The 12,494-nt window shown below is 50.8% G+C and carries 14 protein-coding genes; 11 read left to right on the top strand and 3 right to left on the bottom strand.

Going from position 1 to position 12,494, the window contains the following annotated elements:
* The first annotated feature begins 410 nt into the window (after nt 1-410).
* The 11 genes from ACKQAD_RS06065 (at nt 411) to ypfH (ending at nt 9,979) form a co-directional block, all read left to right on the top strand.
* Complete coding sequence (locus ACKQAD_RS06065; protein ID WP_409159319.1) at nt 411-1,262, top strand: transporter substrate-binding protein; 852 nt, start codon at nt 411-413, stop codon at nt 1,260-1,262.
* Nucleotides 1,263-1,311: 49 nt separating this feature from the next.
* The gene (locus ACKQAD_RS06060) at nt 1,312-1,974 is read left to right on the top strand and encodes an amino acid ABC transporter permease (RefSeq protein WP_409159318.1); all 663 of its coding nucleotides are present in this window, start codon (nt 1,312-1,314) and stop codon (nt 1,972-1,974) included.
* Nucleotides 1,975-1,983: 9 nt separating this feature from the next.
* On the top strand, nt 1,984-2,646 hold the full coding sequence (locus tag ACKQAD_RS06055; protein WP_409159317.1) for an amino acid ABC transporter permease: 663 nt from the start codon (nt 1,984-1,986) through the stop codon (nt 2,644-2,646).
* Nucleotides 2,643-3,434, top strand: a complete 792-nt coding sequence (locus tag ACKQAD_RS06050) for an amino acid ABC transporter ATP-binding protein (RefSeq protein ID WP_409159316.1) — start codon at nt 2,643-2,645, stop codon at nt 3,432-3,434. The genes ACKQAD_RS06055 and ACKQAD_RS06050 overlap by 4 nt, the downstream gene beginning before the upstream one ends.
* A 33-nt stretch (nt 3,435-3,467) precedes the next feature.
* Entirely contained in the window at nt 3,468-3,851 is a 384-nt protein-coding gene (locus tag ACKQAD_RS06045) for a RidA family protein (RefSeq protein ID WP_409159315.1), read from the top strand.
* A gap of 31 nt (nt 3,852-3,882) precedes the next feature.
* The gene (locus tag ACKQAD_RS06040; RefSeq protein ID WP_409159314.1) at nt 3,883-4,659 is read left to right on the top strand and encodes an IclR family transcriptional regulator; all 777 of its coding nucleotides are present in this window, start codon (nt 3,883-3,885) and stop codon (nt 4,657-4,659) included.
* 16 nt (nt 4,660-4,675) lie between these two features.
* On the top strand, nt 4,676-5,878 hold the full coding sequence (locus tag ACKQAD_RS06035; RefSeq protein WP_409159313.1) for an amino acid deaminase: 1,203 nt from the start codon (nt 4,676-4,678) through the stop codon (nt 5,876-5,878).
* 169 nt (nt 5,879-6,047) lie between these two features.
* On the top strand, nt 6,048-6,500 hold the full coding sequence (locus tag ACKQAD_RS06030; protein ID WP_010301569.1) for a DUF441 domain-containing protein: 453 nt from the start codon (nt 6,048-6,050) through the stop codon (nt 6,498-6,500).
* 17 nt (nt 6,501-6,517) lie between these two features.
* On the top strand, nt 6,518-8,614 hold the full coding sequence (locus ACKQAD_RS06025) for a tRNA(Met) cytidine acetyltransferase TmcA (RefSeq protein WP_409159312.1): 2,097 nt from the start codon (nt 6,518-6,520) through the stop codon (nt 8,612-8,614).
* A gap of 362 nt (nt 8,615-8,976) precedes the next feature.
* A complete protein-coding gene (locus ACKQAD_RS06020; RefSeq protein WP_409159311.1) occupies nt 8,977-9,204 on the top strand; it encodes a DUF1272 domain-containing protein in 228 nt (75 codons plus the stop codon).
* Between the two features lie 157 nt (nt 9,205-9,361).
* On the top strand, nt 9,362-9,979 hold the full coding sequence (gene ypfH, locus ACKQAD_RS06015) for an esterase (protein WP_409159310.1): 618 nt from the start codon (nt 9,362-9,364) through the stop codon (nt 9,977-9,979).
* Between the two features lie 522 nt (nt 9,980-10,501).
* Here the strand turns inward: ypfH and ACKQAD_RS06010 are convergent.
* The 3 genes from ACKQAD_RS06010 to dapE are packed head-to-tail and all read right to left on the bottom strand — an operon-like array spanning nt 10,502 to nt 12,494.
* Complete coding sequence (locus tag ACKQAD_RS06010) at nt 10,502-10,693, bottom strand: hypothetical protein (protein WP_409159309.1); 192 nt, start codon at nt 10,691-10,693, stop codon at nt 10,502-10,504.
* A gap of 2 nt (nt 10,694-10,695) precedes the next feature.
* Nucleotides 10,696-11,370, bottom strand: coding sequence for a M15 family metallopeptidase (locus ACKQAD_RS06005; RefSeq protein ID WP_409159308.1), 675 nt, complete (start codon nt 11,368-11,370; stop codon nt 10,696-10,698).
* Nucleotides 11,367-12,494: a succinyl-diaminopimelate desuccinylase gene (gene dapE, locus ACKQAD_RS06000; RefSeq protein ID WP_409159307.1), complete on the bottom strand. Its 1,128-nt coding sequence runs from the start codon at nt 12,492-12,494 to the stop codon at nt 11,367-11,369. Before dapE ends, ACKQAD_RS06005 begins: the two co-directional genes overlap by 4 nt.

The following is a 12,494-nucleotide window of genomic DNA, read 5'->3' as shown; positions in this document are numbered from 1 at the left end:
CTGTTGGAGTGAACATATCAAAAACAGGCAATTACACAATTTAAATTACAGTCTCGCGCAATCGTTTACGTCGCGGTCACATTGATTGCGACGTTTTTGGGTTATTCCATTTTGTGTCCCTATTTCTTAGTCCTTTCCTGATTTATTCCTCATCTTTCTCTTTCTTACATCATGGTGGTACATCGTAGTGCATCACTGCTCGTTTTCGGCGCATTGGTTTCGAGAATGGTATCGCAAAACGTCTGTATCAACTTTTCCTAATCCGTAGGGAATGTATTTTTAATTATTACTAAACAACATCTTATTTGATTTCTTTCCCTTCATTCTATTTTTGTGATTTTTTGGATCGTTTTCTGCATTAATTCCGTTGCTGTGTTTTATGGTTCGTTATAACGGAATTGGGGTGAATTATGTTCAATTTAACACGTTTGATGATAAGAAAAAGCCGGGGATTAGTTATTTTTGCTGCGATCTCAGGTTTTGCGATGCAGGCACAGGCAACAAAATTAGATGATGTGCTGAAACGCGGTTATGTCGTTGTTGGTACTGGGAGCACTAATGCGCCTTGGGGATTTCTGGGTGCAGATGGTTCGTTACAAGGATTTGATATTGATATCGCACGTATTATCGCTAAAGGATTGTTTAACGATGCCACCAAAGTTCGATTTGTGCAGCAATCGTCAGATGCCCGAGTACCGAATCTGCTGACAGATAAGGTTGATCTGACTTGTCAGGCTATGACGGTTACGGCTCAACGAGCACAGCAGGTAGCGTTTACGATCCCTTATTATCGGGAAGGGGTATCGTTGTTATTGCTGGCAAACAGCAAATATCAACAGATAGGCGACATGAACACGGCAGGTGACGCAGTTAATGTCGCGGTGTTGCAGAATGTTTACGCCGAAGAATTAGTACATCAAGCGTTGCCGAAAGCAAAAGTCTCGCAATATGAGAGTGTTGATCTGTTGTATCAGGCACTGAATTCAGGGAGAGCCGATGCCGTCGCGACGGATCAATCCTCTGCCAAATGGTTAATGGTACAAACGCCGGGACGTTACCATTCGCCCGATTATGCCTGGAGCCCTCAGTCATATTCCTGCGCAATGAAGCGTGGAGATCAGGATTGGCTTAATTTTGTGAATACTGCACTGCATGAAGCTATGGCCGGTGTGGATTTTACGGATTACGCCACTGCCTATAAAAAGTGGTTTGGTGCAACGCTCAACACACCGCAGATCGGTTTTCCTGTTGAGTACAAATAGCGACACCATGCCAGACGAATATCGTCGTCTGGCATATTGAGGCCACGTTATGACTTATCAGCTTAATTTCTATTCTGTGTGGCAAAACGCCGATTTATTACTGTCTGGATTGGGGATGGGAATTGGATTAGCGCTCATCTCTATCGCTATTGGCTGTGGCGTTGGGTTAGTGTCCGCATTTTGCATGTTATCGAGCAATGCATTTTTGCGATGGGTAGCGAAGTTGTATGTCACCGTTGTCAGAAATCTTCCCATTTTGATTTTAATTTTGATGATTTATTTCGCGCTTCCCAGTTTAGGGATTCGCCTGGATCAATTGGGGTCATTTATCGTTACGTTGTCATTATATGCAGGGGCGTATTTGACGGAAGTATTCCGTGCGGGGCTATTGGGTATTCCCAAAGGTCAGCGGGAAGCCGGGCAGGCTATTGGACTCACAGAATGGCAAATAAAATGCAACATCATCATTCCGATCATGTTTCGCAATGTACTGCCATCACTTAGCAATAACTTTATTTCTTTGTTTAAAGATACTTCACTAGCCGCGACTATCGCCGTACCGGAACTCACGTACTACGCGCGAAAAATTAACCTGGAAAGTTATCGCGTAGTCGAAACCTGGTTAGTGACCAGCCTGCTGTATATCGCGACCTGCTACTTGATGGCTGCGCTATTGCGAGCGTTTGAACGTCGGCTAGCGCTTGTTCGTTAAGGAGGAAAAATGAACGATCCTTTCAACTGGTGGTATCAGCTTTGGCAAGCCAGAAGTACTTTATCACAAGGATTTGTCGTGACATTGTCCAGCTCGATATTAGCCATTTTGCTGGGGACATTGTTAGGTGTTTTGATCGGCCTGATGTTGTGTTATGGACGTCGGTCAGTGAATTGGGTTTTTCGCTTTTATATTGATGTAATTCGTGGGACGCCTGTGTTGGTGTTGGTTCTGGCTTGCTTTTATATTGCTCCAGCGATGGGATGGCCGATTGGCGCATTTGAAGCAGGGGTGTTGGCACTTGCCATGTTTTGTAGCTCTCATGTGTCGGAAATCATACGTGGTGCGTTGCAGGCTGTACCGAAAGGGCAGAGTGAAGCTGCGAAAGCAATTGGTTTAACGTTTTATCAGGAGCTTTGCTATGTCCAATTGCCGCAAGCTATGCGCCAGATCCTACCTACCTGGGTTAATTCCGCTACGGAAATCGTCAAAGCGTCAACCCTGTTATCTGTCATTGGGGTGGCGGATCTCTTACTCAGTTCGCAACAAGTGATTGCCAGAACGTTTATGACGATACCGTTCTATGCCTTTGCCGGTTTGCTGTTTTTCATCATTAATTTTTCGATAGAAAAATGCGGCCACTATTTGGAAAAGAAAGTGAGATTACCATGAGTTCGAACCAGTATTCGCAGGCGCAATCCCCATTATTAGCGATTAAAGAATTACACAAACATTATGGGCAGTTAGAGGTTCTAAAAGGCATCGATCTCACATTATCCCGTGGTGATGTCGTTACATTAATTGGTTCGAGTGGTTCGGGAAAGACAACGTTGTTGCGTTGCGTGAATCTGCTTGAAACCTTCCAGCAAGGGGAAATTACACTCAATGGTGAACCTATCGGTTATTACCAGCGGCAGCAACAACGGATTCGTCACCCGGAGAAAGTGATTGCGCAACATCGTGCGATGACAGGGATGGCGTTCCAGCAGTTCAATCTTTTCCCGCATTTGACCGCATTAAAAAACGTGACGTTGGGGTTGCTGAAAGTAAAAAAAATGACAAAAGACGAAGCGGTGGCGACGGCGGAACACTGGTTGGAACGTGTTGGTCTATTAGCTCGTCGTGATCACTATCCAGGACAGCTTTCTGGTGGTCAGCAACAGCGTGTGGCGATAGCACGCGCGATCGCGATGAACCCGAGCCTGATGTTGTTTGATGAAGTCACTTCTGCGTTGGATCCCGAATTAGTAGGGGAAGTCTTAGCGGTTATTAAGAGTCTGGCGGAAGACGGAATGACGATGCTACTGGTTACACATGAAATGCGCTTCGCTTATGAAGTCTCTGATTGTATTGTTTTTATGAATCAGGGAAAAATAGAGGAAGAAGGTCCGCCGGCCCAACTATTTCATCATCCTGCATCATCCCGTTTGGCCGAATTTATTAAACATTCGCATTTTTAATAGCGAAAATGACAACGAAAGAGGAATAACGATATGAGTATTACCCGTTATGGTGCAGGTGAGCGTGGTGCAGGTGGGCAGCCATTACCGTTTGCCCGTGCCGTTGAAGCGAATGGCTGGTTGTATGTTTCTGGTCAGGTTGCGATGGAAAATGGCGAAATTATTGATGGCGGTATCATCGCGCAAACGCATAAGACCATGCAGAACGTGATCGCTATTCTGCAAGAAGCGGGTTACGGGTTGGAGCATGTTGTCAGGATCGGGGTATGGCTGGACGATCCACGGGATTTTTGGAGTTTTAACAAGATTTTTGCGGAATATTTTTCCGATCATGCGCCAGCACGTGCCTGTGTGCAATCTAGCATGATGGTGGATTGTAAAGTCGAAATCGACTGTATAGCTTATAAAGTGGCATAACTGGGAGGCAACCTGATTAAGGGAGAGCAGTATGGCGGTTCCTGAGATAAAACGGCGAACGCGTGGGTTGGATCGGGCCTTTGACATTATGGATTATCTGAAAACGCAGCGTAAACCGATGCGTCCACATGACATTGCAAAAGGCATTGACGCTCCAAAATCAACGGTTTATGAGATAATTTCCTTGCTGCAAGAACGAAAAATTCTGGAAAGCGTGGGACATGATGGTTTGGTTTATCTCGGAAGAGAACTCTATTTCCTTGGGCAAGCACATCTCAGCCATTTTGATTTCACGCGTGAAGCTGATGGTTTTCTTGAGCAGATTGTTGAACAAACGCATGAAACGGCACAAATGTGTTTGCTTAATGGTCGTAAGTACAACGTGGCATTAATGCGTGAAGGTGAACGGGCTTTCCGTATTTCCTCCGAGATTGGGGAAGCGATCCCTATTCCATGGACGGCCTCAGGAAGGCTGCTGCTTGGACATCTGAGCGATGACGACATTCTTGCGCTGGTTCCCCCTGATGATTTCATTCTGCCAGATGGCAAACGGCTATCCGTTGACACTTTTATTCAGGAGATTCGGCAGTCCCACCGGGAAGGCTTTTTCTCTTTTGATAGCATTGCGGATACCTATACGCATTGTTTTGCTGCCGGCATTTACAACACACAGGGGCACTGTATTGCAACATTTTGTATTGTGGCGCCGCGTGGCGATGCGTATGCCAATCATCATACCTATCGTCAGGTATTAACCGTGTGCGCGCGGTCGATGGAACAACGTTTATCAGGCCAACAAGGCAGATAACGAGGAGCAGATAATTATGGCATACGTTAATAAGGGCGCAACGCGAGTAGGGGACAACGTGATGACTCAGGTCAGTTTACCTGCGCTGGTGCTACACCAGAAAGCGTTAGAGCATAATTTACGCTGGATGCAAAATTATGCGGATGCACATCGGGCACTATTAGCCCCACACGGTAAAACGACCATGACTCCCGCGCTATTTCAACGTCAGTTAAAACAGGGGGCATGGGGAATCACGCTGGCGACGGCAGTGCAAAGCTCAGTCGCTTATGATCATGGCGTCAGACGTATTTTGATGGCAAACCAGTTAGTTGGTGAGCCGAACATGGCTATTATCGCGGGATTGTTGAGGCAGGGGGGATTGGAGTTCCATTGTTTGGTGGAAAACCCCGACAACGTTCGGGCGCTTGCTCGATATTTCTCTGCCCAAGACCTACAGCTAAACGTCATGCTTGAAATTGGGGTGGCGCAAGGGCGCTGTGGATGCCGGACGCCGGAACAGATAGCGGCGGTGTTGGCCGCGATTAAGGATTCACCTGCATTAGCTTTAACGGGAATTGAAGGCTATGAAGGCGTGATCCACGGTGATCAGCCTGATCGTGATATTCAGCAATTTGCTGCTTATCTGGTTGAAACGGCGGTATTGTTACAGAAGCAAGGCTTGTTTGATATCCCTCGGCCGTATGTTACGGCATCCGGTTCTGCCTGGTATGACGTGATAGCAGAAGCGTTTGCTCATTTACAGACGAGTACACTATTTACTCCCTTACTGCGGCCTGGTTGCTATCTGGTGCATGATCATGGTTTATACAAGAATGCACAATTGGGGGTATTACAGCGTCATTCTGATATGGTAACGGCTCTGCAACCCGCCATGGAAGTTTGGGCACAAGTGCAATCGTTGCCTGAATCGGGTTGTGCGATTATTGCATTAGGGAAGCGTGACATCGCGTTTGATGCTGGATACCCCGAGCCTTTACGCCATTATTCGGCTGGAACAACATCACCGGAGCCTCAGATATTGGATGAGTCATATAGGGTTACGGCAATGATGGATCAGCATGCCTTTTTGCATATTCCCGATACACATGCGCTACAGGTCGGCGATATTATCGCGTTTGGGGCATCTCATCCTTGTTTGACGTTTGATAAATGGCGTCAAGTGAGTCTGGTCGATGATGCCTTGAATGTGGTTGAGGTTATGCCGACGTACTTTTGATATATGCATCGGTTTGTCTCGCATGACCCACTGAAACGTGGGCCATGTTGTTACTCTGCGCCTTCCTACCGCATTGATGAATACCACATTCCTTTTGACCTGGATGCTATGATTAACCATCTCTCAGCGTCATAATTAGTTCTCTTTTGATCCATGAGCAAGGAACCTCATGACTTATCTCGATCCCACATTGTTAATTCTGCTCGTTCTGGCGGGACTGGGTATCATTAGCCACAATATGACGGTCACGCTGGCGATTCTGGTTTTGCTGGCGATACGTATCACGCCTTTAAACAGCTATTTCCCGTGGGTAGAAAAATACGGCCTGAGCATCGGTATCGTTATTCTGACTATTGGCGTGATGGCACCGATTGCCAGCGGAAAAATTACCGCCAGTGAAGTGATGCATTCCTTCCTGCATTGGAAATCTCTGCTAGCGATTCTCATTGGTGTCGTTGTGTCCTGGCTTGGTGGACGCGGTGTTTCGCTGATGAGCAACCAGCCCTCCGTTGTGGCAGGGCTGCTGGTGGGGACGGTCATGGGCGTGGCGCTGTTTCGCGGCGTTCCCGTCGGGCCATTGATCGCCGCCGGGCTGCTTTCGCTGTTGATCGGCAAGACTTGATTTATTCGGCGTGTGTGATGATGTGGCGTGATTTTCTCTCCAGCCAACACCAGCAGCAGCGCTATGGTATCAGGCGACTGCTGGTTCTGAGCGGTGAAGCGGGCTGGAGTGAAGAGCTGGCGTTGGCGTTCAGCCGTCACTTGTCCGGTGACTGGCTGTGGATCGGCGAATCCGCGCCTGATTCCGTCACCTCGCTGCTAGCCAGTCGAGTGCGGACGCTGCTGGGACGGGAGTTTCTCCATGCAGTGTTTGATGCGCGCAACGGCGTGGACGTCGAAGCGCTGGCGATGCTGTCAGGCACGCTACAGGTCGGTAGCTGGCTGATTATGCTGGTGCCGCCGTGGCACACATGGCCGACCTTGCCGGATGAAGACAGCCTGCGCTGGAGCGAACAAGCACAGCCGATTGCCACCCCATACTTTATCCAGCATTTTCAGCGCCAGCTGTTGGCCGATGAGGACGTGGTGCTCTGGCATCAGGGCCAGGAAGCCGTCATTCGGCCACTGGCCCTGCGATCGGACTGGCAGCCTGCGAACGGTGAACCGACCGCGCGACAGCAGTGCATTCTCCATGAGCTAATCGCCGCTGAGTCTGGTGTATTGGTGGTTACCGCCCCGCGCGGACGCGGGAAATCGGCGCTGGCGGGAATGCTGACTCAGCGGTGTCGCGGTGCTTGCTGGATTACGGCTCCTTCTCGCGCCGCGGCGGATATTCTGCAACAGCACGCGCGAGCCGATGCGCAGTTTTGGGCTCCGGATGCGTTACTGGAGCACTGTCGCCTTCATGGCGCGCCTGAGATCGACTGGTTGCTGATTGATGAAGCCGCGGCGATTCCGTCTTCTGTGCTTTCCGCGTTGTTGCCGTATTTCTCCCGTATTCTGATGACCACGACGGTGCAGGGGTATGAAGGTACCGGACGGGGATTTCTTCTCAAGTTTTGTGCGACGTTACCACAGTGGCAGGCATTTACGCTGGACGAGCCTCTGCGCTGGGCTGTTAACGATCCACTGGAACGGGTGTTGGATCAGGCGTTGCTCTTCAACGAACCCGACGCGTTTCATTCTCCGTCGCCGCCCACTCTGCCTCTTTCACCTTCTGCGCTGGACAGACGAATCGAATATGCTGATGACTGGCTAACGCACCCTGAGCGTCTGGCATGGTGTTACGCGCTATTGTGTAGTGCGCATTACCGTACGTCACCGCTGGATTTGCGCCGCCTGATGGATGCACCGGGTATGCATATTGCCAGCGCACAGGTGGCGGGCAATATTTGTGGCGTGTTGTGGTTGGTGGAGGAAGGAGGTCTATCCGCTTCATTGGCTCATGAAGTATGGGCCGGACGGCGACGACCACGTGGCAATCTGGTGGCGCAGTCGCTAGCGGCTCACGCCGGCTTGTGGCATGCGCCGATGTTGCGCGCGCGTCGCGTGAGTCGGATAGCGGTGGCATCGTCATACCGCCGACAGGGGATTGGCCGGGGGCTCATCGCAGACCAGATACGCAAGGCGCAACAGCAAGCGCTGGATTATCTGTCGGTCAGCTTCGGCTATCAGCCAGAACTCTGGGCGTTCTGGCAGTCATGTGGTTTTCAACTGGTGCGCATTGGCAGCCATCTTGAAGCCAGCAGCGGCTGTTACAGTGCGATGGCGATATTGCCGCTGAGTAAGGCTGGGCATAAGTTGGTGGAGCAGGGAAGCCGACAGTTGGCACGTGACTGGCATTGGTTGCAGCATCTGATTCCGCTGCATCTTGCGCTGCCGCAGACAGAACAGATTGCGCTGAATACAGAAAATATTGAGCTGAGTGAAGGCGACTGGCGTGAGTTGGCGGGATTTGCGTTTGCGCATCGACCGATGGAAGCCAGCTTCGCCGCGCTTTGCCGCCTGTTGATTCACTCCGCATTGCCGCTGCCTGCGCTACGCCTGCTGGCGGAAAAACCGGGAGAGGGTGAACGGTTAGCGACGGCGCTGGGGTTGACCGGCAAGAGAGCGCTCCTGAAATGCTGGCGCGAAGAGGCTGCCACTGCACTGCTCGATCTTGATGTGCAGCGGTGTGAGCACTGGCGGCAGTGGGGGCGTTCTGTTAACCAGACGGTGGATGTGCCTCATCCTTGAGTCGCTGGCGATGGCGTTAGCTCAGCTGTGATTTGCAGATTGGCGCACGGCGAAGCAATTCCCATAGCGTTATGATTTTCTTTTAATGAAACATGTTCTTTTAACGAAATAGCGGCGCCGCCCTCGTCATTGTCGTGTCCCTGTACTTATTGCGAATGGAGAACCGCCTCCCCAAAAAACAGGGATTCGGAAAGTCAGACTGTGGTTAATGAAGGGGCGCTATTCTGGTGAATACACCTCATTTGCATGAACGTCGGTTTCTGGTAGAAAAGCATCTCCGTCCCCTTCACTACTCTTTGTGCAATAACCACAGAAAAGTGACGGTGAGAGACCGATTATTTTTGTTGACTCAGGATAAGCCGATGCTGGAATTACGCCCTAATTGTGAGCACTGTGACTGTGATTTGCCGCCGGATACCGAAACGTATATCTGTTCTTATGAATGCACGTTCTGTTCAGACTGTGCGAATGCCGTATTTCATCATGCGTGCCCGAACTGCGGCGGTGAACTGGTTAAACGGCCGGTGCGCCCAGCACGCTGTCTGGTTAACGATCCAGCCTCAACGATTCGCATCGTCAAGCCGCACTGACAGGGAGATCGCTCCCTTTGTCGTTGCAAAAAATGGAACATCTCGTTCAGTAATTCCCGATTTCTCCTGTCAGCACGCGGCGTATAGTGAGAATTAACCGTATCTTATGACGAATAGCGGCAGATAGTGCGTTTGGCGCATGCCTCAGGAGAAAAAGATGAATCAAGACTATGTTGTTGTTCAGCAACCCACGGAAGCGAATCGATTAATCCTGCTGTTTCATGGTGTGGGGGATACCGCAGCCGGTATGGCACAGATTGGGCGCTATTTTGCTACCGCATTGCCGCAGGCGAGGGTGATCAGCATTGCCGGGCCATTTAGCACCGGCTATGGCGACGGGCGTCAGTGGTTCTCTGTGCAGGGCGTCACAGAAGAGAATCGGCTATCCCGTATTGAGGCAAACCTGCCGCGCTTTGTTGATACCGTGCGCCACTGGCAGGAACAAAGTGGCATTAGCGCGGAAAACACTGTGCTGGTGGGCTTCTCGCAGGGCAGCATTATGTCGCTGGAAGCGTTGAAGTTAGGGGGCTCGCTGGCCGGGCACATTATCGCGTTCAGCGGCCGCTTTGCGGTATTGCCAGAAAACGCCTTTGCTGATGTTGCGGTGCACCTGATTCATGGTGAAGCGGACAGCGTGATTGTCGTTGGGCATGCTCATGCTGCTGCCCAGCGCTTTCAGGAGCTGGGTACATCGTTTACGTTGGATATCGTCCCCGCTGTCGGACACGGCATTGATGAACGGATGTTGAAACAGGCGTTGTCCTACCTCAAATAAACATCTATCCCCGCCATATTTCAAGCGACTTGTGTGTTGGTTTCCTTTAAATATCCGGTCCTTTATGGGCTGGCTTTAAAGGACCAATGCCTTACGCTCTTCAACAGATGAATGTTTTACCACGCTATGGTTTTGTTGAATAAATCGAACTTATAGTGGAAAACAGGATCAGATTATTCCCTTTCATTGATATTGCTTGTCGGTTGGTGCAAACCCATGATGCTGCTGTTGGTTAAATCAAGTCTTATGCCACGGGATATAAAGGGAAGATTGTGCTGGCGGTGCTGACGTTATTCCCGTTCCAGCACTAAAGATATCGCGATTATTCCATTCCGGGATTTATCGCTACAGCGCGGTATCTACCGGGTGACAGATCGGGAGCGTCAGCTTTCGGTGTGTGCGAAAGCGTTTTATGATTTTCTTCTGGAGCGGGCGGAAAGTTTTGTTCCCGCTGCGTGAGAATCCAAACCGCCCGCAGCATGAGGCTTAGCTCGCGTGCAGGTGGTTTGTCGAAAACCGCTTTTAGGGGTTTTTCTTCGGCCAGTCGTCGTCTTCATCGTCCCATTTATCGTTGTTGTCACGATGCGGGGGCAATTTGGGTTTGTTGAGCAGAAAACGTGTATGGTCAACGTTGCGCAATTCTTTGATGCCGTTAATCAGCATGCCTATCAGGATAATCAGGATTATCCACCAGTAATCAGCCAGCCATGCCATGCTTACGCCTCATCAACATTATGTATATAACGGGTAAACAGCTGCGACAAGTTCTGGCAAAGCCAGTGGTAGCCTGCAATGTCTTCATCTTGCCAGGCGGCAAGGATGAGTTCCGGTGTAAGTTGCTCTTCCGCATACTGTGCTAATGGATAATAGCTGATATGCCAGGGTTCGACTGCGACACCGCCGAGATCGTGCGCATAAGGCCGATAAAAACCGTATTCATGCATGTGCGCGCTCAGCCATGCATTCAGTGAGGCAAAGTAACCGCCTTCTGCATATTCCCAAGGTTCTAACTGGAGCGAGCTGTCGGCGGGTAATAAATCGGGATCGTAGATATCGAGATCGCTGCCCCAGTGGTGACGGCTGGAGCCGGGCATGGCGGACCAACGCAGAATCGCTTCACATCGCTCGCCTTCATTCAAAGACGACACATCCAGCGGCTGGCTGTTGGCATCCATGATGGGGCGTTCACCGAGAAATTTGCCATTCCAGATCTGACGCTGGCGTTCGAAATCACGAAACGTACTGGCGGGCTGTAGGTTAAATCCCGCCGTTTTTGCAGCCTGCTGTAGTGCCAGAAACGCCGTTACCGCCTCTGGCTGAAGGCGATGGCGACCGTCTAAAGCGACCAGATGCTGGTCGCTTTTACCGGTTAACATAGCTGACGTCATCATGCGATGAGCTGCTCCATAATGCGCTGGTACATACGGCTTAGCAGCTGTAGGTCTGCCGCGCTGACGCATTCGTCCACTTTATGGATCGTGGCATTGACGGGGCCGAGTTCAACCACCTGTGCGCCCATGCGAGCGATGAAGCGGCCATCGGAGGTGCCGCCATTGGTCAGCAACTCTGGAGTCACCTCGTTGTAATGCTCGACGGCATTCACCACTGCATCAACCAGTTCACCGCGTGCGGTCAGGAACGGCTGGCCGGAGAGTTTCCAGTCGATGGTGTAATTCAATTGGTGGCGATCCAACAATTCCGCGACGCGCTGCTGAATTAGCGTATCCGTTAATTCGGTGCTGAAACGGAAATTGAACTGTACAAACAGTTCGCCAGGGATGACGTTGTTGCTGCCGGTACCAGCCTGAATATTGGCAATCTGCATCGTGGTTGGCGGGAAGAAATCGTTGCCTCGATCCCACTCGGTGGCAATCAACTCGTTAAGCGCTGGTGCAGCACGATGAACAGGGTTGTCCGCCAGATGAGGGTAGGCTACATGGCCTTGCACGCCGTGTACGTGTAGATTCGCGGTGATAGATCCCCGACGACCATTTTTTACCACATCGCCCACGACATGCGTACTGGACGGCTCGCCGACCAGACAGTAGTCCAACCGCTCGTTGCGTGCCATCAGCGCGTCGACCACTTTTACCGTGCCGTTAACGGCGCTGGCTTCTTCGTCCGACGTAATCAGGAATGCGATACGCCCTTGGTGGTTAGGGTGTGCGGCGACGAAGCGCTCGGCGGCAACCACCATCGCAGCCAGTGAACCTTTCATGTCCGCCGCGCCGCGACCATATAGCATGCCATCGCGAATGATCGGCTCAAACGGTGGATGTTGCCACTGCCTTTCATCCCCGCAGGGAACCACGTCGGTGTGTCCGGCAAAGGCCAGCGTTTTTCCCTTGCCGCGCCATGCCCAGAAATTTTGGGTATCACCAAAATCCATTGCTTCGACGGTAAAACCAATCGCTGTCAGGCGTTCAATCATGAGTGTCTGGCAGCCCTCGTCGTTCGGGCTGAGGGAAGGGCGTTTAATTAACTGTTGAGCAAGCTCTATGATTGGGCAAGACAC

This window comes from Pectobacterium artocarpous, from assembly GCF_046159765.1.
Taxonomy (GTDB): domain Bacteria; phylum Pseudomonadota; class Gammaproteobacteria; order Enterobacterales; family Enterobacteriaceae; genus Pectobacterium.
Note: the sequence above shows the minus strand (reverse complement) of the source record. Positions and strands in the feature narration are given on the sequence as shown.

Excerpts from the sequence above, each read along its gene's own strand:
- ACKQAD_RS06040 (WP_409159314.1), top strand. The coding sequence starts at position 3,883 with ATGGCGGTTCCTGAGATAAAACGGCGAACGCGTGGGTTGGATCGGGCC.
- ACKQAD_RS06030 (WP_010301569.1), top strand. The coding sequence starts at position 6,048 with ATGACTTATCTCGATCCCACATTGTTAATTCTGCTCGTTCTGGCGGGA.
- ACKQAD_RS06060 (WP_409159318.1), top strand. The coding sequence starts at position 1,312 with ATGACTTATCAGCTTAATTTCTATTCTGTGTGGCAAAACGCCGATTTA.
- ACKQAD_RS06050 (WP_409159316.1), top strand. The coding sequence starts at position 2,643 with ATGAGTTCGAACCAGTATTCGCAGGCGCAATCCCCATTATTAGCGATT.
- ACKQAD_RS06045 (WP_409159315.1), top strand. The coding sequence starts at position 3,468 with ATGAGTATTACCCGTTATGGTGCAGGTGAGCGTGGTGCAGGTGGGCAG.
- ACKQAD_RS06025 (WP_409159312.1), top strand. The coding sequence starts at position 6,518 with ATGATGTGGCGTGATTTTCTCTCCAGCCAACACCAGCAGCAGCGCTAT.
- ACKQAD_RS06005 (WP_409159308.1), bottom strand. The coding sequence starts at position 11,370 with ATGATGACGTCAGCTATGTTAACCGGTAAAAGCGACCAGCATCTGGTC.
- ACKQAD_RS06020 (WP_409159311.1), top strand. The coding sequence starts at position 8,977 with ATGCTGGAATTACGCCCTAATTGTGAGCACTGTGACTGTGATTTGCCG.
- ACKQAD_RS06010 (WP_409159309.1), bottom strand. The coding sequence starts at position 10,693 with ATGGCATGGCTGGCTGATTACTGGTGGATAATCCTGATTATCCTGATA.
- ACKQAD_RS06055 (WP_409159317.1), top strand. The coding sequence starts at position 1,984 with ATGAACGATCCTTTCAACTGGTGGTATCAGCTTTGGCAAGCCAGAAGT.
- ACKQAD_RS06035 (WP_409159313.1), top strand. The coding sequence starts at position 4,676 with ATGGCATACGTTAATAAGGGCGCAACGCGAGTAGGGGACAACGTGATG.
- ACKQAD_RS06065 (WP_409159319.1), top strand. The coding sequence starts at position 411 with ATGTTCAATTTAACACGTTTGATGATAAGAAAAAGCCGGGGATTAGTT.
- ypfH (WP_409159310.1), top strand. The coding sequence starts at position 9,362 with ATGAATCAAGACTATGTTGTTGTTCAGCAACCCACGGAAGCGAATCGA.